The organism is Pseudomonas sp. B19(2017) (genome assembly GCF_002113165.1).
GTDB lineage: Bacteria > Pseudomonadota > Gammaproteobacteria > Pseudomonadales > Pseudomonadaceae > Aquipseudomonas.
Window position 1 is genome coordinate 51697 of the sequence record NZ_NEJR01000022.1, and the last position, 19595, is coordinate 71291.

General features: G+C 64.6%; 14 protein-coding genes, 1 rRNA gene and 1 pseudogene. 4 read left to right on the forward strand and 12 right to left on the reverse strand.

Annotated elements, in window-relative coordinates; translation table 11 throughout:
* The first annotated feature begins 1 nt into the window (after window position 1).
* On the forward strand, window positions 2-934 hold the full coding sequence (locus CAF70_RS23380; RefSeq protein WP_085626807.1) for a phosphatidate cytidylyltransferase: 933 nt from the start codon (window positions 2-4) through the stop codon (window positions 932-934).
* A gap of 18 nt (window positions 935-952) precedes the next feature.
* Here the strand turns inward: CAF70_RS23380 and CAF70_RS23385 are convergent, their stop codons facing one another.
* The 3 genes and pseudogenes from CAF70_RS23385 to CAF70_RS23395 form a co-directional block, all read right to left on the reverse strand.
* The gene (locus tag CAF70_RS23385; protein ID WP_085626805.1) at window positions 953-1360 is read right to left on the reverse strand and encodes a type II toxin-antitoxin system HicB family antitoxin; all 408 of its coding nucleotides are present in this window, start codon (window positions 1358-1360) and stop codon (window positions 953-955) included.
* Window positions 1357-1585 (reverse strand): annotated as a pseudogene (locus tag CAF70_RS23390) (type II toxin-antitoxin system HicA family toxin). Before CAF70_RS23390 ends, CAF70_RS23385 begins: the two are co-directional and overlap by 4 nt.
* A 195-nt stretch (window positions 1586-1780) precedes the next feature.
* Window positions 1781-2056: a metal/formaldehyde-sensitive transcriptional repressor gene (locus tag CAF70_RS23395; protein ID WP_085626803.1), complete on the reverse strand. Its 276-nt coding sequence runs from the start codon at window positions 2054-2056 to the stop codon at window positions 1781-1783.
* A gap of 70 nt (window positions 2057-2126) precedes the next feature.
* On the opposite strand from CAF70_RS23395, the gene dmeF reads away from it, so the two are divergent.
* Window positions 2127-3050: a CDF family Co(II)/Ni(II) efflux transporter DmeF gene (gene dmeF / locus CAF70_RS23400; protein WP_085626801.1), complete on the forward strand. Its 924-nt coding sequence runs from the start codon at window positions 2127-2129 to the stop codon at window positions 3048-3050.
* A gap of 96 nt (window positions 3051-3146) precedes the next feature.
* Complete coding sequence (locus CAF70_RS23405; RefSeq protein ID WP_003258412.1) at window positions 3147-3491, forward strand: cupin domain-containing protein; 345 nt, start codon at window positions 3147-3149, stop codon at window positions 3489-3491.
* Between the two features lie 225 nt (window positions 3492-3716).
* On the opposite strand, the gene mmsB is transcribed toward CAF70_RS23405, so the two are convergent.
* Window positions 3717-4604 carry a 3-hydroxyisobutyrate dehydrogenase gene (mmsB, locus tag CAF70_RS23410; protein WP_085626799.1) on the reverse strand — a complete coding sequence of 296 codons (888 nt, stop codon included), beginning with the start codon at window positions 4602-4604 and terminating at the stop codon, window positions 3717-3719.
* Between the two features lie 10 nt (window positions 4605-4614).
* On the reverse strand, window positions 4615-6141 hold the full coding sequence (locus CAF70_RS23415; protein WP_085626797.1) for a CoA-acylating methylmalonate-semialdehyde dehydrogenase: 1527 nt from the start codon (window positions 6139-6141) through the stop codon (window positions 4615-4617).
* A gap of 132 nt (window positions 6142-6273) precedes the next feature.
* Between CAF70_RS23415 and CAF70_RS23420 the strand changes: the two genes are divergently transcribed.
* On the forward strand, window positions 6274-7224 hold the full coding sequence (locus tag CAF70_RS23420; RefSeq protein WP_085626795.1) for a LysR family transcriptional regulator: 951 nt from the start codon (window positions 6274-6276) through the stop codon (window positions 7222-7224).
* A 168-nt stretch (window positions 7225-7392) separates the two neighbouring features.
* Here CAF70_RS23420 and CAF70_RS23430 read toward each other — a convergent pair whose 3' ends face one another.
* The 7 genes from CAF70_RS23430 to rrf form a co-directional block, all read right to left on the reverse strand.
* A complete protein-coding gene (locus tag CAF70_RS23430; protein WP_085626791.1) occupies window positions 7393-7884 on the reverse strand; it encodes an OmpA family protein in 492 nt (163 codons plus the stop codon).
* A 4-nt stretch (window positions 7885-7888) separates the two neighbouring features.
* The gene (locus tag CAF70_RS23435; protein ID WP_085626788.1) at window positions 7889-9160 is read right to left on the reverse strand and encodes a diguanylate cyclase domain-containing protein; all 1272 of its coding nucleotides are present in this window, start codon (window positions 9158-9160) and stop codon (window positions 7889-7891) included.
* Window positions 9157-9723 (reverse strand): YfiR family protein, encoded by a 567-nt coding sequence (locus CAF70_RS23440; RefSeq protein WP_085626786.1) that lies wholly within the window; start codon window positions 9721-9723, stop codon window positions 9157-9159. Before CAF70_RS23440 ends, CAF70_RS23435 begins: the two co-directional genes overlap by 4 nt.
* 205 nt (window positions 9724-9928) lie before the next feature.
* A complete protein-coding gene (gene recD, locus CAF70_RS23445; RefSeq protein WP_085626784.1) occupies window positions 9929-12004 on the reverse strand; it encodes an exodeoxyribonuclease V subunit alpha in 2076 nt (691 codons plus the stop codon).
* Window positions 12001-15678, reverse strand: coding sequence for an exodeoxyribonuclease V subunit beta (gene recB, locus CAF70_RS23450; RefSeq protein ID WP_085626782.1), 3678 nt, complete (start codon window positions 15676-15678; stop codon window positions 12001-12003). The genes recD and recB overlap by 4 nt, the downstream gene beginning before the upstream one ends.
* On the reverse strand, window positions 15675-19157 hold the full coding sequence (gene recC, locus CAF70_RS23455; protein WP_085626780.1) for an exodeoxyribonuclease V subunit gamma: 3483 nt from the start codon (window positions 19155-19157) through the stop codon (window positions 15675-15677). Before recC ends, recB begins: the two co-directional genes overlap by 4 nt.
* A gap of 272 nt (window positions 19158-19429) precedes the next feature.
* Window positions 19430-19545, reverse strand: a 5S ribosomal RNA gene (gene rrf, locus CAF70_RS23460).
* Window positions 19546-19595 lie beyond the last annotated feature (50 nt).

Consider the following 19595-nt stretch of genomic DNA (forward strand, 5'->3'; position numbering starts at 1 on the left):
GATGGACGACAACACCCTTTCCCTGTTTGCCGGCATCGGTGCCCTGCTGCTACTCGCCAGCGTGATCGGCCGCCTGCTCAAGTGGCGCGCCGGCCCCGCCCCGCACGCGGTGATCGACAACCTCAACGCCCGCATCAACGCCTGGTGGGTGATGGTGCTGGTGATCGGCATCGCCTTCCTGTTCGGCAAGTACGGCGTAATCGTGCTGTTCTACGGCGTATCGTTCTACGCCCTGCGCGAATTCATGACTCTCACCCCGACCCGGCGCAGCGACTACCCGGCGCTGGTGGCGGCGTTCTATGTGGCGCTGCCGGTGCAGTACGTGCTGATCGCCATGGACTGGTACGGGCTGTTCAGCATCTTCATCCCGGTGTACCTGTTCCTGTTGCTGCCGATCCTGGCCAGCTTCGGCGGCGACACCACGCGCTTTCTCGAACGCGCCTCGAAGGTACAGTGGGGGCTGATGATCGCGGTGTACTGCGTGTCATCGGTGCCGGCATTGATGACCCTGGATATCCCGGGTTACGAGGGCCGCAACCTGCTGCTGATCGCCTGGCTGATCCTGGTGGTGCAGATCAGCGACGTGTTGCAGTACGTGTGCGGCAAGCTGTTCGGCAAGCACAAGGTCGCGCCCAACCTGTCGCCATCCAAGACCGTCGAAGGCCTGGCCGGCGGGGTGGCACTGGCCACCCTGGTCGGCGCACTGCTGTGCTGGATCACCCCCTTCACCTTCTGGCAGGCCGCACTCATGGCGTTGGCGGTCAACGCAATGGGCTTCTTCGGCGGGCTAGTGATGTCGGCGATCAAGCGCGACCGCGGGGTGAAGGACTGGGGGCACATGATCGAGGGCCACGGCGGCATGCTCGACCGCATGGATTCGGTGTGCTTTGCCGCGCCGGTGTTCTTCCACTTTGTGCGGTATTGGTGGGCATAGTGAAAGCGTGCGCACCGATCAGTGTGAAAGCGCCAACTCTCGCAGTGCAGCCGAAGCCAGAAAACCGGAGCGGGACGCATAGCGATGATCACGCTTCACTTTTTCGTCGATTCGTTGAAGCAGGTTTTCCGGCAGCGTTGCATTGAAGCGAACCGCCTTGCCCAGATACGGGGTGACATCAAAATCCACAACGGCCCAGACCCCACCTTCATAGTCAGGGTTCGCCACATGGATGTCGACTTCCTGTGCCTGCGGCAATGCCTCGTTATCTGCGACCAACCCTTCAAAATGTAGTGCCAGCGCTTCCTGAACATTCTCCAGTGCTTTTGCAACAGTGGCACCGGCGCTGAAGCAACCGGGCACATCAGGAACGGTCACGCCGTAGTCCGAGTCGGCGTCTTTGTGCAATACGACCGGGAATTTCATTGACTACCTCCGTTGATGCTCGTGCTGGCAGTGCCGCTGGCTTGAACCAAGCCAGCCTGCTTCAAGATGCTGCGTACTGTGCCCTTGGGGGAGCTCACTCCTGGGATGAGGAACCGTGACTCGCCCCCTTTTTGTCGGGTGCCTGAACTGGTGATGACTACCTTTCACATCAACCTGGTACCAACCGTCGGCTTCAATAAGCTGGATAACTTCACGACTGCGCATTCATTCTTCCTCGGCAGTCGATGTGTATCATACACACCGAATTGGCCAGAACAAAGCGCACTACACACTATGCACACGTGTCGCGACCAGCGGACAGACTGGATGGCAAAGCAAGAACATGCCTTCTGACACGTAGGAAATCAGCAAGTCCCATCGGGTACCAATACCCCCTGGGGTATCGGAACCACCGGTCTGCTACTTAAGGTACGACCGCAGCAACGTCGCCACCTTGTCCGCCTCGTCCTGCCGCTCCTCGGCAGTCAGCCCGTCCGCCACCAGGTGTTCGCGGATATGCCCTTCCATCACTTCGGCCATCAGCCCGTTCACCGCGCCGCGCACGGCGGCAATTTGCTGCAGGATCGCCAAGCAGTCCTTGTCCTGCTCCAGCGCTGTCTCCAGGGCGGCGGCCTGGCCTTTGATCTTGCGCACCCGGGTCAGCAGCTGCTTCTTGCTCTTCAGGGTATGTGCCATTGGGTTTCACACCTTTCTAGGTATACTGGGGTATAGTATATTTCTCGACGTTCCGGGAGCATGATAAACCATGGCGACACAAACCTCAGACCGCTGGCAGCACAGCCACCAGTTCCATACCAGCAACCTGGGCGCCGAGCGCAAGACCCGCCTGGCGGTGTGGCTGACCGCGGTGATGATGGTGGCGGAAATTACCGGTGGCTGGTTCTTCAATTCCATGGCGTTGCTGGCCGACGGCTGGCACATGAGCTCACATGCCCTGGCCCTGGGCCTGTCGCTGCTGGCCTACGCCGCCGCGCGGCGTTATACCGGCGACCGGCGTTTTGCCTTCGGCACCTGGAAGATCGAGATTCTTGGCGGCTACTCCAGCGCCCTGCTGTTGCTGGGCGTGGCCGGGCTGATGGCCTTCCAGTCGGTGGAGCGCCTGCTGGCACCAGGGCCGATCCACTACGACGAGGCGATCTTCATCGCCGCCGTGGGCCTGGCCGTCAACCTGATCTGCGCCTGGCTGCTGCGTGATGACCATCACCATCATGATCATCACCACCATGGCCATGACCACCATCACCACGACCTGAACCTGCGCTCGGCCTATCTGCATGTGATGGCCGATGCCGCCACCTCGGTGCTGGCGATTGTCGCATTGCTGGCTGGCAAATACTGGGGCGCCGGCTGGCTCGACCCGGTCATGGGCCTGGTCGGTGCGCTGCTGGTAGCGCTGTGGGCCCGCGGGCTGTTGCGCGATACCGGGCGAGTGCTGCTGGATGCGGAGATGGATGCGCCGGTAGTGGAGGAAATCCGCGAGGTGGTCGCGCAGCTGCCGGTGCCGGCCAGCATTACCGACCTGCACGTTTGGCGCGTGGGCAAGGACCAGTACGCCTGCATTCTCGGCCTGGCCGCCCGGGCCGAGCTCAGCGCCGACAGCGTGCGCCAGGCCATGGGCGTACACGAAGAACTGGCGCACATCACCGTCGAGGTCAACCGCCTGGCATAGCGCGACCAGACAGCTGGACGTCGAACCCAGGCAACTGCGGCTCGGCCAATGGCCCTATGGTGACGAGTCATTCAGCCAGTCACCAGGAGTTGTGCCATGTCCGATTTCATCACCGTCCTGCGCGAAACCTGCCCGACGCCGGTCGTGGACGCCACCAAGTGGAAGCGCATCGGCGGCGATCCGCACACCGTCAACCTCAACGCTTACCTGTCGGCCGACGGCAGCAAGATCATGGGCACCTGGATTTGCACCCCGGGCAAGTTCGAGGTCAACTACGAGAAGTGGGAGTTCTGCCACTTCCTCGATGGCTACTGCATCATCACCCCGGAAGGCGAAGAGCCGAAGCACCTGAAAGCGGGTGATGTGTTCGTGATCGAGCCGGGGATGAAAGGCACCTGGGAAGTGGTCGAGACGGTGCGCAAGTACTTCGTTTTCGCCTGATCAAGGCTTACACCCCCTCTCTGTGGGAGCGGGCGCGCCCGCGAAGCAGGCAACACGGTGGATGGCACCGGCTTTGCCGGTGTTCGCGGGCATGCCCGCTCCCACAGGGTCGTAGGCTGCCTGCTGAATCGCGAACAAAAAAAATCGCGGATCAGGCGCCCTTCCATCTGGTGCGCAGTTACAGAGGGAAAGCCACCTGGCCCGCGATGAAGCCCACCTCTTGCGTCAATCCTTCTTGCGATAACTCTCGACGATGGCCGAGAAGTCCTTGCCACCCTCGCCACGCAGGCTCATGGCCTGATACAGCTGCTGGGCCACGGCACCCAGGATTACCGGCTGATGCGCCTGGCGCGCAGCCTCGGTGGCCAGCCCTAGGTCCTTGAGCATCAACTCGGCGCCAAAACCACCGGTATAGCCACGCGATGCCGGCGCAGTCTCGATGACGCCCGGCCATGGGTTGTAGGTGTCCGAGCTCCAGCAACGCCCGGTCGAACTGTTGATGATGCCGGCCAGCACCTTGGTGTCGATGCCCAGCGCATTGCCCAGGGCCATGGCCTCGGACACGCCGATCATCGAGATGCCCAGTAGCAGGTTGTTGCAGATCTTGGCGATCTGACCGGTGCCGACTTCACCGCAGTGCACGATGTTGCGGCCCATCTGTTCCAATACCGGCTTGAGGGTGGCGAACAGCTCGGCGCTGGCACCGACCATGAAGGTCAGGGTACCTGCCGCCGCGCCGCCGGTGCCACCGGACACCGGCGCATCGCCCATGTCCACGCCCTTGGCCGCTGCGGCCTTGGACACATCACGCGCAGTCTGCGGGTCGATGGTGCTGCAATCCACGGTCGGCGTGCCCGGGCGAATGCCGGCCAGCACACCGTCCTCGTTCAGGTACACGCTGCGCACATGGGCAGCCGCCGGCAGCATGGTGATCACCAGCTCACTGTCGGCCGCCGCGACCTTTGGCGAAGGGCTGATCTGCCCGCCCAGTTCTGCCAGTTCGGCCAGCACGGCCTTGTTCAGGTCGAACAGGTTAAGTTGGTGCCCGGCCTTGATCAGGTTGCGAGCCATGGGGGCGCCCATGTTGCCGAGGCCGATGAATGCGATACGCATGACTGTCTCCTTAGCGCAGGCTGATGGTGGTGTTCACACCGTCGTTGACGCTGTCGTCATCGAACCAACGGGCCGTGACGGTCTTGGTCTGAGTGTAGAACTGCACCACTTGCTTGCCGTACGGGCCGAGGTCGCCGAGCTTGGAGCCACGCGAACCGGTGAAGCTGAAGAACGGTACCGGTACCGGGATCGGGATATTGATGCCGACCTGGCCCACGTCGATTTCGCTCTGGAACTTGCGGGCTGCCGCGCCGCTCTGGGTGAACAGGCCGGTGCCGTTGCCGAACGGGTTGGCGTTGACCAGGGCGATGGCCTCGTCGAGAGTATCGACTTCCAGGGTCACCAGCACTGGGCCGAAAATTTCCTGGGTGTAGATCTGCATGTCGGTCTTCACCCCCGAGAACAGGGTCGGGCCGACGAAGTTGCCTTGCTCGTAGCCCGGCACGCTGACGTCGCGGCCGTCGAGTTCCAGCTTGGCGCCTTCCTTGATACCGCTTTCGATCAGCCCCAGCACACGCTCCTTGGCGCGCTTGGAAACCACCGGGCCGACATCGGTGCCTGGCTCGCAACCGGCACTGACCTTGAGCTTGCTGGCCGCTTCCTTGATGTCCGGCAGCCATTCGCGGGCCTTGCCGACCAGCACCGCCACCGAGGTCGCCATGCAGCGCTGGCCTGCCGCGCCGAAGGCGGCACCGACCAAGGCGTTGACGGTTTGCGTGCGGTTGGCATCGGGCAGCACCACCGCATGGTTCTTGGCGCCCATCATCGACTGCACGCGCTTGCCGTGCTGGCTACCCAGGTTGTACACGTGGGTGCCCACTTCGGTGGAACCGACGAAGGAAATCGCCTTGATATCCTGGTGGGTGCAAATGGCATCCACCACCTGCTTGCCGCCGTGCACCACGTTGAGCACGCCAGCCGGTACGCCGGCCTCCAGTGCCAGCTCGACCAGCAGCATGGTCGACAGCGGGTCCTGCTCGGACGGCTTGAGTACGAAGGTGTTACCGCAGACGATGGCCATGGGGAACATCCACAGCGGAATCATCGCCGGGAAGTTGAACGGGGTGATGCCGGCGCACACGCCGATCGGCTGGCGCAGGGTGTAGGTATCGACGCCGCCGGCAACGTTCTCGGCGAATTCGCCCATCTGCAGGGTGCCGATGGAGGCGGCATGCTCGACCACTTCCAGGCCGCGGAAGATATCGCCTTCGGCGTCGGCCAGGGTCTTGCCCTGCTCGGCACTGAGCACCTGGGCGATGCGTTTGGTGTGCTCGCGGATCAACGCCTGCAGCTTGAGCATGATGCGCATGCGCGCGCCGATCGGGGTGTTGCGCCAGGTCTGGAAGGCGCGGTGGGCAGCGGCCACGGCCGCGTCGACTTCTTCGACGGTGGCGAACGGTACGCGCGCCAGCACCTCTTGGGTGGCCGGGTTGACGATGTCGCGCCATTCGGTGGTCCTGGATTCGACCCATTGGCCGTCGATCAGCAGCTTGACCTGTTCGATTTTGGTCTGGGCAGGGGATTGCGGTGCGTTCATCTGCGTTCTCCTTGGAATTATTGTCGGGACGAGATCGCCATTGCCGGGCAAACGCGAGGTAGCGTCCAGAGGCTTGTTTCGAGTATAGATGTGCAAACATCCAACAAGAACGCACAAAAAAACCGGATCATCATGCAAAAAGACCTCACATCCCTGAGCGCACTCAACTGGGACGACCTGAAGTTCTTCCTTGAAGTGGCGCGTACCCGCAAGGCCAGCAGCGCCGCCAAACGCCTGAGTGTGGACTACACCACCGTGTCGCGGCGCATCAGCTCGCTGGAGGGGGCACTGGGCACCTTGCTGTTCGAGAAGTCCCGGACCAACGGCTTTGTACTCACCGCCGAGGGCCAGCGCCTGCTGGGCTATGCCGAGTCGATCGAGAGCACGCTGCACATGGCTTGCGAGCAGGTGTCCGGCTCGGGCGTGGCGTTGTCGGGGCATGTGCGCATGGGCTGCACCGAAGGCTTCGGCAGCTTCTTCGTCACCCCGCAGCTAAGCCACTTTGTCGATGCCTACCCGGCAATCTCGGTGGATATCCTGCCGCTGCCGCACTTCATCAGCCTGTCCAAGCGCGAGGCGGACATCGTCATTGCCCTTGAGCGGCCAGAGCATGGGCCTTATGTGTGCTGCAAGCTGTGTGACTACCGCTTGCGGCTGTACGCAACCCAGGACTACCTGGACAGCCACGCACCGATCCGCCAGATCGCGGACCTGGCCAGGCATCCGTTCATCAGCTACGTGGACGACCTGGCGTTCAGTTCGGAGCTGCTGTACCTGGCCAACCTGATCCCCAGCGCCAGCGCGCATTTGCGCAGTACCAGCGTGATTGCGCAGTACACGGCAGCGTTGCAGGGGCGCGGGCTGGCGATCCTGCCGTGCTTCCTGGCGGCGCAGGACCCGCGGCTGGTGACGGTGTTACCGCAAGAGATCGAGGTGACGCGGCAGTTCTGGATGTATTGCCGGGAGGATTTGAGGAAGTTGAAGCGGATCACTTTGTTGTGGGATTACATTCGCGGGGTGACGGAGGCGAATGCGCCGTTGCTGATGGGTGAGACGCGGGAGATGCGCTTTGCTCAGGAATGATGGGGCTGCTGCGCAGCCCATCGCAGGCAAGCCAGCTCCCACAGGTACAGCGTAATCTCGAATCCAGCACAGTACCTGTGGGAGCGGGCGTGCCCGCGAACACCGGCGCAGCCGGTGCCAGGCACCGAGTTGTCTGCTTCGCGGGAAAGCCCGTTCGGGAGGCCGTGGTCAGTAGGAAGCCACCACGATGGACACGCGCCGGTTCTCGGTACGCCCGGCGCTGGTACGGTTGTCCGCCACCGGCTGGCTACTGCCAAGGCCACGGGACTGGATGTTCTGCGCCTGCATGCCCACCTCGACCAGCGCCTTGGCCACGCTCTGCGCCCGGCGCTCGGACAACTGCTGGTTATACGCCGCCTTGCCCGACGAGTCGGCATGCCCGTCCACCCGCACGCCCTCTATGCCAACGCCAAGCAGTGCCTTGCCAATACGCTCGACAATCGCCTGGCTCTGGCTGTTGAGGCTGTCCAGGTCGCTGCCGAACAGCACCTTGCCAGACAAGTCGTAGGCCCAGCCTTCGTCAGTCGGGGTAAAGCCTTCACGCTTGAGCACGGCAATCTGTTCGGCACTCAGGCCTTTGGGCGGAGCGCTCTGGCAGCCGGTCAGCGCCAGCACGGCGAGCAGCAAGGCCCAAAGAGGAAAACGCAAAGCCTGTATCACGGGTTCAACTCCTGTTCTTGATTTCGCTGGCGGACCGTTCCGTCTGCGCCACTTGCCAATGGCCACGGCGTTTGCGCTTGGCCTGGTACATCGCCGCATCGGCGGCATTCAGAAGGCTGGCGGGGTCAGCGCCGTCATCGGGGTAATAGGCAATACCGACACTCAACGAGGTAGCGATACTGCGGCCACTGTCCAGCTGCAGCGGCAGTTTCATGCTGGCAACGATCTTCTCGGCAATGTCCTCGGCGTCCTGGCGCGAATGCAAAGGCGTCAGCAGCACGGCGAACTCGTCACCGCCCAGGCGCGCCACCAGGTCGTGCTCGCGCAATTGGGCACGCACGCGGTCGGCGACGCTGATCAGCACTTCATCGCCCGCCGCATGGCCGAGGGTGTCGTTGATCTGCTTGAAGTGGTCGCTGTCGAGGAACAGCAGCGCCAGGTGCTCCTGCTGCCGTTCGGCATTGCGCACGCTGCGGCTCAGGCGCCCCTCGAAGAAGGCACGGTTGGGCAGGCCGGTCAGGCTGTCGTGGCTGGCCTGGTGGGCCAGGGTCTGGTTTTCGTTCTGCAGGTGGCTGTGCCAAACCTCCAGCTCATCCAACAGGGCATTGAAGTCATTGCCCAGTTCGTTGAGTTCGGCAATCGGCGCTTCCGGCACGCGCCGGTCGAAACTGCGCTCGCGGCGGGCGGCATGGGCGACATTGGCGAGGCCCCGCAGCGGGCGAACGATATCGCTGAGCAAACGCCGCGACAGGTATTGGGCAGCCAATGCGCTGAGCACCGTGCAGAACAGAATGCCGGCCAGCCCACTGAGCAGGAACAGCAACAGGCTTCGCCCCTGGCCGACCAGTTCGATGCGCCCGACCTGCTGTTGCTGGTGCGTGATCGGCAGGTTGACCGGCTCATCCAGCAAGGCGGTGGCAACCTGCGCCTCGAGCCCCCCGAGCACGCCGGTATCGCTGCGCTGCCAATGCGCCAGTTGCTCGCCTTCGTGGTTGAAGACCCTGGCTTCGGCCACTTCCTCGGCACTGGCGATCAGCGCCAGCGACTCATTGGCCGCAGCGCTGTCATCAAACACCACCGCCGCTTCCACGGTGTAGCTGATCGAGCGGGCGATCAGCTGCAGGTTGTGGTTGGCGTAAACACGCAGGGCGAGCACGCCCAGCAGGGTCAGGGAAACACCTGCCAGGCCCACGGCGAGCAAGGCGACGCTGAGGTGGCCACGGCCCAGCACCGAACGCAGGGTCGGGCGCATGCCACGCTTGCCGCTCGGCTTCATGGCTGACCTGCCCGGCGCCGCGACAATTGCAGCACGCTGGGGTGGATGCGCACACCAGAGCGTGCCACCGAGTCGAGGTTGACTTCAAAGGCTACCTGCTGGTCGCTGACCCGCAAGCAGAACAGGCTGCCTACCGTGCACGGGTCGTCTGCCTCGCTGATGCTCAGCACCGGGTGGCCACTGACGCGCTCGAACAGCCGGTCGCGCTGGCCCTGGTCGAGTTTGCCGATGTAGATGGCGTCGCAGGCCTGGGCGACCTGGCTATCGCCTGCCAGCAGCCGACGCACCTGCAGCGCTCGGCCGGACTCCTGCACATGCCCTTTGATCAGGTCATCGGCGTATTCGGTCGGGCCGACCAGGCACAGGCGCAAGGGCAAAGGTTCGACGGGCCAGCGTGCGTAGCTGAAAATGCCCAGCACCACCTGGGTGACGGCCTTGGCCCGTTGTTGCGCCTGGGCAGCAGTCATGCCTGGGTCTGCCTGGGCCGGACCTGAGGCAAGAAACAGGGCGGCCAGCAATAGCGAAAGCGCACAGCTCGTCATCCGCCTTGCGGCCACGTTCATGTGGGGAATCTCTTGAGGCCCTTTCCGATATCGGCGCAACGATAGCACATGGCCGCATGCTTGTATGAAAGCCGCTGATCCCATGCGATCCTTGTGGGAGCGGGCGTGCCCGCGAAGCAGGCACCACGGTGGCTGGCACGGGCTGCGCCCGTGTTCGCGGGCAGGCCCGCTCCCACAGGGGATCTCCTATTGGCTCACTACAGGGTCAGACCTGCTCCAGCATCAACCCGGAAATACGCCGTACCTTGCGCGCGACCGCTTCTTCGAAAATACCCTGGCGGGGCTCGACCAGGCTGAAGCAGTGCTTGGCGCGGGTGATGCCGGTGTATACCAGCTCCTTGGTCAGCACCGGGTTGAGCGCATCCGGCAGCACCAGCGCGGTGTGGCTGAACTCCGAGCCCTGGGACTTGTGCACGGTCATGGCGAATACCGTTTCCACTTCGTTCAGCCGGCTGGGCAGCACGAAGCGCACGCCGCCACTGCCGTCGTTACGCGGGAAGGCCACGCGCAGCAGAGGGGCCCCTCGCTCATCCGGCAGGCGCAGGGCGATGCCGATGTCACCGTTCATCAGGCCCAGGCCGTAGTCGTTGCGGGTCACCAGCACCGGACGCCCCTCGTACCAAGGCTGCTGGCTGTCGATCAGCCCGGCATTGTGCAGCACCCGCGCCACCCGCTCGTTGAGGCCTTCGACACCCCAGGCACCGCGGCGTACCGCACACAGCAGCTGGAAGTCCTCGAAACTGTGCAGCACCTTGGCCGCCCATTGCTCCCACGCTGGGTCGTCAACGGCGGTATCGAGTGCCGGGCGGAAGCGGCCAAGGGTGCGCAGATAGCTGCGGTAACCCTGTGGGCCATCGCTGCCGCGGTTGAGGCCGTCAAGCAACAGGCGGTCGAAGGCGCGGTCCTGTTCGTGCTTCAGGGCCAGGCTGTGCACGTCGGGCGGCGGCGCGGCCAGCAGGTTGCGCGCCGCATGGGAGTCCTGGCGGTTGACCAGCCGGGCCAGTTGGCCAATACCGCTGCCTTCGCCGAAACGCCGCGAGAAGCGCAACATCACCACCTGCTGGGCCAGCGGGTTGCGCTGCTCATCGCCGGCCTTGAGGCCACTGCCCGCCAGCGACTCGCCACCGGTCTGCTCCAGCCATGCCGCGGTCGCTGGCGAGTAACAGCCCTCCTCGGCATCCCGGCACAGATCACCCAGTACCGCGCCGGCCTCGACCGAGGCCAGCTGGTCCTTGTCACCCAGCAGCACCAGGCGTGCCCGTGGTGGCAGGGCATCCAGCAGGGTGGCCATCATTTCCAGGTCGATCATCGATGCCTCATCGACCACCAGCACGTCCAACGGCAGCGGGTTGCCGGCATGGTGGCGGAAGTGCCGCGAACCAGGGCGGCTGCCGAGCAGGCGGTGCACGGTGCTGACCTCGGTGGGGATCTGCCCGCGCACCTCGGCGCTGACCTGCAGGCGCTCGACCTGCTGGCCAATGGATTCAGTCAGGCGCGCGGCCGCCTTGCCGGTCGGCGCGGCCAGGCGAATGCGCAATGGCCTGCCCTGCTCCACCGCCGGCGCCTGCAGCAAGGCCAAAAGGCGTACCACGGTAGTTGTCTTGCCCGTGCCGGGGCCGCCGGTGATGATGCTGAAGCCTGCGCGGGTGGCAAGGGCGCAGGCAAGCTTTTGCCAGTCCACCTGGCCAGCCGGCGTGCCACCGTCGAACAGCTGCGCCAGGCGGCCACGCAAGTCGGCCGGGGGTGCTTCGGACTGGGTCAGGCGCTGGCGAAGTGTATGGTCGACGCGCCGCTCGTAACTCCAGTAACGGCGCAAGTACAGGCGCTCTCCGCTGAGCACCAGGGGCCGCGCTTGCTGGCCCGGGGTATCACCGGCGGCGACCAGCGGGCTGGCAGCAATGCGCTGGCGCCAGGCGTGCAGGTCGAGGTCGGCGAGCAACTGCGAGGGCAGTAGCAAGGGGCCGGTCAAGGCGTCGCCTTCGGGCGGCAACGACAGGGCAAAATCGGGCTCGGCCAGGGTCTGCTGCAGGTCGAGGCAGACATGGCCATGCCCCAGTTGGTGGCTGGCAAGGGCGGCGGCCAGCAACAGCAGAGGATCGCTACCGGGGGCTCGCTCTTCCAGGAACGATACGAATGCACGGTCCAGGGCACGCAGCCAGCCCCGTTCCACCCAGCGATCAAGCAGTTGCAGCAGGTCGCCGCTGTCATGCTGTGGCGCCAGCGCGAGCAGGTGCTCGGCGTGCAACGGGGTGGGCAACAGGTCGACGAGGCTTCGGCTCATATCACGGCTCCGGCAAACAGGTCCTGCTGTACCGGCGGATGCTCGCCACGGAACAGCGCATCAAGGCTTTCGATCAGCTCACGCGGCGGCTTGGCGTGGTAAACGCCGTGGCCGCTGCTGCTGGCGCCTCGCAAGAAGATGAACAAGGCGCCGCCGACATGGCGGTCATAGTCGTAGTCAGGCAGGCGGGCGCGCAACTGGCGGTGCAGGGCCAGCAGGTACAGCACGTACTGCAGGTCGTAGCGATGTTCGAGGATGGCCTTTTCCATGGCCTGGGTATCGTAGGCCTGGATATCCGGGCCCAGCCAGTTGGACTTGTAGTCGGTCACGTAGTAACGCCCGTCCAGCTCGAAGGCCAGGTCGATGAAACCTTTGAACATGCCGTTGAGCACGGTTGGCTGCGCCGCCGGGCGTGCGAGGCCGGGGTGGGTGTGGCGCGCTACCAGGTGGTCGAGTTGTTCGGCATCGACCTGGTGGCTGGCGAACCAGAACTCCATTTCGATCTGGTAGTGGCGCAACTGCCCGAGCGTCACGCTGAGGTTGTTGCCCGGCAATGGCAGCGCTTCGCCCAGCAGGCGCTGCAGCCAGTGGGTCAGGGTGGGAATCCAGCCGGTCCAGTCACGACGGTTACAGCGCTGGCCAACGGTTCGCTCGATCAGCCGTGCATTGCCGCTAACCTGGCTGAAGCCCTCGCGGCCAACCCATTCCAGCAAACCATGCAGGAAGGTGCCGGGGTTGGGCCCGCGCGGGAAGCGATGGATATCGCCACTGTCGGCCGGCACCTCGCGCAGCACCTGGCTATCGACCACTTCATCGTCCAGTAACTGCTGGGCCTGGGAGCTGTCGGCACCGAGGGTCTGGTCGCCGACGCGCAGGGCACTGTACGAGGCGATCCACCAATGCTCGGCCCCCGCCGCACGGCGCGGCTTGCGGGCAGGCAGCAGCTCGCGTTCGGCATGTGGCATGCGGTACGTCTGGTCATCCGCCTGCGGCAGGCCCGGGCAGCTGATGTGCGGGCACGTTGCAGCCAAGGCCTGCAACCAGTCTGTCAGTTGTTGCGAGCTCGCCAGGGCGAGACCGCCTCCCAGCAGGTAGCCGAACGCCGAGCGGTGCAGTTGCGAGCTCTTCTGGTTGCCCCGCTTGAGGTCGGCGACACCCAGCCAGCAGGCATGCTGAGCGCGGGTCAGGGCCACGTAGAGCAGGCGCAGGTCTTCGGCCAGGCGCTCGTCGTCGGCGCGCTCGATCTGCTCCTGGTCCGGGGTGAGGGTAAGGTGGCCGTTGCCCTCGCTATCATGCCAGGCCAGCGGCAGGCGGCTGCCATCCACCGGTTTGCCGGTGCAGATGAACGGCAGGTAGACCAAGGGGTATTCCAGGCCCTTGGACTTGTGGATGGTCACCACTTTTACCAGTTGCTCATCACTCTCCAGGCGCAGAATCTGCTCCTCCCCAGCCTGGCCTGAACTGGCCAGGTGCTCGGCCAGGTGGCGGATCAGCGCCTGTTCGCCGTCCAGTTCGCCGGCGGCCTGCTGCAGCAGCTCGGCCAGGTGCAGCAAGTTGGTCAGCACCCGCTCGCCATCGCTGCGGCGAATCAGCGTGCGCGGCAACTGGAAGTCATGCAGCAAGTGCCGCAGCATCGGCAGCACCCCCTGGCGTTGCCAGGTGTCGCGGTAACGGCGAAAACGCATGACCCAGTCTTCCCAGACCCGCTCGTCCTGGTTCAGGCGGTCCAGCGCAGCCAGCGACAGATCGAGGGTGAGGCTGGCCAGGGCGGCCTTGAGCAGGCGCTCCGAATCGGGCTCGGCGCAGGCCTTGAGCCAGGCCAGCAGGTCGTGTGCTTCCTGGGCGGCGAATACCGAGTCCTTGTCGGACAGGTACACGCTACGCACTTCGCGCGCGGCCAGCTCGGCCCGGACCATCTGCGCTTCATGGCCATCGCGCACCAGGATGGCGATATCGGACGGCAGGCACGGGCGCAGTTCACCTTCGGCATTCTGGAAACCAGCCGTGCCCTGCTGGCCGCCATTGAGCAAGGCGACGATATGGCTGGCGCAACTGGCTGCCAGTTGCTGGCGGTAAACGCTGCCGGAGACCGGCGTTTCGCTTTGCAGATGCCAGCATTGCAGGGCTGCGCAGGCTTCACCGTCGATCAACAGCTGCTCGCCACGGCCTTTGGCGCGGACCTCGATGAACGGCAGCGGGTTGTCATCGGCCTCGCGGAACAGGAATGCGCCACGCCCTGCTTCACGTGCCTCGGCGTGCAGGAATACCTGGTTGACCGCCGCGACCATGGCCTTGCTGGAGCGATAGTTGGTGTCCAGGCTGTGCAGGCGACCACTCGTGGCACGGCGGGCGGCGAGGTAGGTGTAGATGTCGGCGCCACGGAAGGCATAGATCGCCTGCTTGGGGTCGCCGATCATGAACAGGCCGGTTTCGGCGCGGTTTTCGCTGATCTGGTAGATGCGCTCGAAGATGCCGTACTGCACCGGGTCGGTGTCCTGGAACTCGTCGATCAACGCCACCGGGAACTGTTCGCGGATCAGGCTGGCCAGGCGCTCGCCGGCCTCGCTGGCCAAGGCGTGCTGCAAGCGCAGGAGCATGTCGTCGAAGCCCATTTCCGCGCGCCGGCGTTTTTCCACTTCGAAGCGTGCCGATACCCAGTTGGCGGCATGCTCGAGCAACGGAGCATCCGGGCTGTCCAGCGCCTGCAACTGTTGCTGCAAGCTTTGCATGGCGTCGAGGGCCGGATGCTCGGGTGGTTCGCCCTTCCAGGCTTCGGCCATACCCGCCGGGGTCAGGCGGGTGAAGCCAGTCCCCAGGTCGAGTTCCGCCAGTTGGTCGTCTGCGGCCCAGGCGCAGAGCTTGTCGAACCAGGGTTCGAAGTACCGAGCCTGCATCTTGCGGCCGTCAACCTGTTTGGCGGCCAGCGCATCACGGCAGATCTGCCGCAGTTCTTCGGCCCACTGCGCCCAGGGCGCCTTGAGCCGGGCCAACTGCTCGCCACGCTGCTGCAGCGATGCCTGGATCAGTGCGGCAGGCTCTGGCCCGTCCTGCTGGGTGCGCACGCGACCGAACAGCGGGCGTATCCGCGGCAGCAAGGCATCGGGGCTGCCCCAGTGGCTACGCACCCAGGCCAGCGCGTCGCCTTGCATGCCATAGCAGAAGCGCCGCCAGTAGTCGCGCATGACCTGACCCAGCAGCTCGCTGTGGTCGGTTTCCAGGGTCTGGGTGAACAGGCTGCCGCTGTCGAAGGCATGTTCGCGCAGCATGCGCTGGCACCAGCCGTGAATGGTCGACACCGCAGCCTCGTCCATCCACTGCACGGCAATCTCCAGGCGGCCGGCACAGCGTGGCCAGACTTCTTCCGGGTAGTCGTCACGCAGTTGATGCAGCAGCGGATCGGCCGCCGTCAGCTCGCCACGGAAGAACCGTGCAGCTTCGGCCAGGCGAGCGCGGATACGTTCGCGCAGTTCTTTGGTGGCCGCGTCGGTGAAGGTCACCACGAGGATCTGCGGTGGCAGCAGCTCGCGGCCAAAGCCCTGCTCGCCACCGTGGCCGAGGATCAGGCGCAAGTACAGTGCCGAAATGGTGAAGGTCTTGCCCGTGCCGGCGCTGGCCTCGATCAGCTGGCTGCCATGCAGGGGGAAACTCAGTGCCAGTGGACGGTCCTGGGTCATGCGCCTTTCTCCGGGTTGCCCAGGGTTTGCCACGGGGCGTTGAACAATGGGCGGTACAAGGCTTCGCACCAGCCTTCGAAGGTTTCATCAGCGGTGAGCGCGGCAAAGTCGCGGAACTGCCGGGCCAGGGCGATGCTTTCACTGCGCTCGCCGAAGCTGGTGCGTTCATCACCTTCGTAGGCGCTGGCTGCAGCAGCCAGGGCTTTGTCGCTATCGTCCTGGGCCAGCCAGGCGAACGCGGTCTTGGCCGCGACCGGCAACGGTGCATTCATTGCCGCCTGGCGGGCCACCAGCAGGTCGCCCAGCAGTTGCGCCGCCTGGGCTTGCGGCAGTGGCGCAAGCAGCAGGGTCAGGTCGCTGGCCACCAGCGCGCTGTTGTAGGGGTAGCCCGCTGCGCAGGCCGCCAGGTGCGTGACCCAAGGCGCGATCAGGCGGTGCCACTTGAGGGCATTACGCCCGGCACTGATGGTGTTGGGAACAGTGGTGATGCTGAGCAGGCTCTGGTCATCCGCCTGGAACACCCGGCCCAGCCAGCCTTCAAGGCGGTGCGGGCCGTGCTCGAAATGCACCGGCAATGACCCCTCAACCAAGTGCGGCCAGCGTTGCAATAACTGGCGGTGGCGTTGCAGCAGGTCCGGCAGGGGTTCGATCAGCTCGCGCTGCAGCAGCTCGCCGAAGCCGGCCAGAGGCAGCACGCCACAGGCCTGCAAGCGCCGAGCCTGGGCCTGCAGGGCCTGCTCGGCATTGTCCGGCTCGGCCAGCGCTGCACCGAGCAGGCTTTCACTGGCGCCGTAGCGTTGCAGGGTATCGAGGACGAAGGGTTCTTCGTCCGGGGTCGGTGCTTCCAGCGCTTCGAAGTACACCTTCAGACGTTGGCTGAAGAAGTGCCGCACCGGATGGCGCAGGAAGTCACTCAGCTGGGTCAGGCTCAAGGCCTCATCGTCATGGTAAGGCGCCAGGCCGGGGTCGCCCTGCTCGTCTTCCTGACCTTGCTGGTGCAGCACCTGCCACTCGTGGGCAAAGCTGAACAGCGGGCTGCCCTTCTGGAAGTAGCGTGGGCTGAACGGTTGCAGCGGGTGCTCCTGGGTCAGTGCGTGCAGCAATTGCTCGCCCGATTCTTCTGGCAGCCCCTGCCCCGCGCCGGCCAACTTCCAGCCGGCCGCCAGGTGATCGCGTAACTGGCCGATCAGTACCGAGGCCGGGCGTTCGCTGTTGTCGCGGATGCTGCGCCCGACCCAGCTGACATACAGCTGGTCGCGTGCAGACAGCAGCGCTTCGAGCAGCAAGTAACGGTCGTCCTCACGGCGTGAGCGGTCACCGGGGCGGTAGTCGCTGGCCATCAGGTCGAAGTCCAGCGGCTGCTGAGCGCGGGGGTAATCGCCATCATTCATGCCCAGCAGGCAGACCACCCGGAACGGGATGGCGCGCATCGGCATGAGGGTACAGAAGTTCACCGAGCCGGCGAGGAAGCGCTGGGACAATTTGCCCTGGTCGAGGCCCGACAGCCAGGCTTCGCGTACCACGGTCAGCGGCAATGGGTCTTGCAGGCCGACGGCCTCGCACACTTCCAGCCAGCCGTCCCGCAGATCCTGCAACTGCATCAGCAGGAACTCGTCGCGCTCGCCTTCAGCCAGGAAAAACACGTGCAGCAAGGCATGCAGGCGCTCGCCCCACTGGCTGACAGTGGCAGGCTCGGACAGGGCCTGGCTGGCCACATCGAGGGCGTCGAGCAAGGCGACCAGCGGGCCGATCAGCGCCGCGTCCAGGCCACCGATTTCATCGTAGGGTTCGATGCCATCACAGGCCTCACCCACGCCTACGGCATAACCCAGCAGCATCCGCCGCAGGCCAAACCGCCAGCTGTTCTGCTCAAGCCCTGCGGGCAAGCCCAGACTGGCACGCTGCTCGGCATTGAGGCCCCAACGAATGCCGGCCCCCTCGATCCAGCGATGCAGCGTGGGCAGGTCGTTTTCGCGGATGCCGAAACGGGCGCGGACTGCCGGTACGTCCAGCAGGTCGAGCACTTCGCTGACTGCGAAGCGGCTGTCCGGCAGCTTTAACAGGTGTTCGAGGGCAATCAGCAAGGGTTCGCGGCCACGCTGACCCTGGTCGGTGAGGGTGAACGGGATGTAGCGCGGATCGCTGCGCTGCAACTGGCCGAATACGGCGCGGATATGCGGCGCGTAAGTGTCGATGGCCGGCAGCATGACGATCACGTCACGTGGGCGCAGGGTAGGGTCGGCGCTGAACCGGGCCAGCAGCTGGTCGTGGAGGATCTCCACTTCGCGTTGCGGGCTGTGGGCAATGTGGAAGCGGATCGAGCGGTCCGTCGCCGGGTCGACGGGATGCCACTGCTCGCGGGTTTCGGCGAGCGGGCGCAGTTCGAGGATATCGTCCTGCAGCTGGTTGAGCAGCGTGGTGGGCGAGCCGTCACTGAACAGGTCGATGCGGCCGTCGCTGAACACGCCCTGGTAACTGCCAGGGTCGTCGTAACTGTCGAGCAAGTTGATGTAGTCGCGGCCTTGCTTGCCCCAGGCGGCCAGCAAGGGATGGGCATGCTGGTGCAGCGACTGCTCGTCCAGCTGCAAGGGCATGCCCTGCTTGCGTTGCTGGCGCTTGTATTGGTGGCGCAGCAGGTCCTTGTCGGCCACGATATCGGCCCAGTGGTGGCGACAGGGGTTGTGCACGCACAGCAGCACCTGGCTGAAGCGTGCCAGGCCGGCCAGTGCCTCAAGGGCTTGGGCTGGCAACGAGGAGATGCCGAATACGATCACCCGGGCAGGCAGCCCGGCAGGAGCGTGCTCCAGGCTGTCGATTCGTTCGATGAAGCGCTGATGTACGCCGGCGCGGCTCTGCGCCATGCCCTGTTCACCAACATCTTCCAGCAATGCCCGCCATAGCTCGGCCTGCCAGCGGTTGCCCGGGGGCAGCGCCTTGCGCTCGCCGCGGGCGGTACTGAGGACGTGCTCACCAGCCGCCCAATCCTTGAGCCAGTCGGCGCGGTAGACCTGATACTGGTCGAACAGGTCGGCCAGGCGCTCGGCGAGCTGGTAGCGCTTGCGCAGGTCGCTGTCCTCGGTAAGGAAGCGCCGTAGCGGCTCGAAATGCGGACGTTCGATCAAAGCCGGAAGCAGGCGCATCAGGCGCCAGGTCAGCGGTGCCTTGTCGAGCAGGGAGACTTCAGGAATTTCGTCACGGCCCAGCACACTGCGGTACAGCTGCCACATGAAGCTGCCCGGCAGTTGCACGTCGATGGCGGCGGCGATGCCGCAGCCGCCTTGGTCATCTTCCTGAGGGTCTTCGGCAAGGGCCAGCTTGAGCCATTGGGCGATACCATTGCTTTGCACCAAGGCGATTTCGTTTTCCAGCGGCGCCAAGGGATAGCGACGCATCCAGCTCACCACCAGGCTGCGCAGGTCGTCAAGGCGGTTGCCGTGGACGATCATGAAGCCGGGGTGAAGATGGGTGGAGTTGGGCATCGGGAGGTCTCTGGCAGGCGCTGGTGGCTGAGGGGGAACGATATCACGCGGATATGAAAGGACCGAATGACACCAAGCTCCTCACGTGTTCACGCGGTCCCTGTGGCAGCGGCTGTGGCCGCGAACACCGGCGCAGCCGGTGCCATACACCGCGTCGCCTGCTTCGCGGGCTTGCCCGCTCCCACACAGGGGATTGCGTAGGGCTGGAGATTTTTGCGCCACAAAGACAAAACCCCTACCTGCATGCGCAGATAGGGGTTTTGCGAAATGAATCTTGACGATGACCTACTCTCACATGGGGAAACCCCACACTACCATCGGCGATGCATCGTTTCACTGCTGAGTTCGGGATGGGATCAGGTGGTTCCAATGCTCTATGGTCGTCAAGAAATTCTGTTGCCAGAATGTCTTTTGAACACTCTTGGCTAATTCGGATAT

Bases quoted from the DNA above. Each gene is read 5' to 3' on its own strand.
- CAF70_RS23380 (WP_085626807.1), top strand. From the start codon at position 2: ATGGACGACAACACCCTTTCCCTGTTTGCCGGCATCGGTGCCCTGCTG.
- CAF70_RS23385 (WP_085626805.1), bottom strand. From the start codon at position 1,360: ATGAAATTCCCGGTCGTATTGCACAAAGACGCCGACTCGGACTACGGC.
- CAF70_RS23395 (WP_085626803.1), bottom strand. From the start codon at position 2,056: ATGGCACATACCCTGAAGAGCAAGAAGCAGCTGCTGACCCGGGTGCGC.
- dmeF (WP_085626801.1), top strand. From the start codon at position 2,127: ATGGCGACACAAACCTCAGACCGCTGGCAGCACAGCCACCAGTTCCAT.
- CAF70_RS23405 (WP_003258412.1), top strand. From the start codon at position 3,147: ATGTCCGATTTCATCACCGTCCTGCGCGAAACCTGCCCGACGCCGGTC.
- mmsB (WP_085626799.1), bottom strand. From the start codon at position 4,604: ATGCGTATCGCATTCATCGGCCTCGGCAACATGGGCGCCCCCATGGCT.
- CAF70_RS23415 (WP_085626797.1), bottom strand. From the start codon at position 6,141: ATGAACGCACCGCAATCCCCTGCCCAGACCAAAATCGAACAGGTCAAG.
- CAF70_RS23420 (WP_085626795.1), top strand. From the start codon at position 6,274: ATGCAAAAAGACCTCACATCCCTGAGCGCACTCAACTGGGACGACCTG.
- CAF70_RS23435 (WP_085626788.1), bottom strand. From the start codon at position 9,160: ATGAAGCCGAGCGGCAAGCGTGGCATGCGCCCGACCCTGCGTTCGGTG.
- CAF70_RS23440 (WP_085626786.1), bottom strand. From the start codon at position 9,723: ATGAACGTGGCCGCAAGGCGGATGACGAGCTGTGCGCTTTCGCTATTG.
- recD (WP_085626784.1), bottom strand. From the start codon at position 12,004: ATGAGCCGAAGCCTCGTCGACCTGTTGCCCACCCCGTTGCACGCCGAG.
- recB (WP_085626782.1), bottom strand. From the start codon at position 15,678: ATGACCCAGGACCGTCCACTGGCACTGAGTTTCCCCCTGCATGGCAGC.
- recC (WP_085626780.1), bottom strand. From the start codon at position 19,157: ATGCCCAACTCCACCCATCTTCACCCCGGCTTCATGATCGTCCACGGC.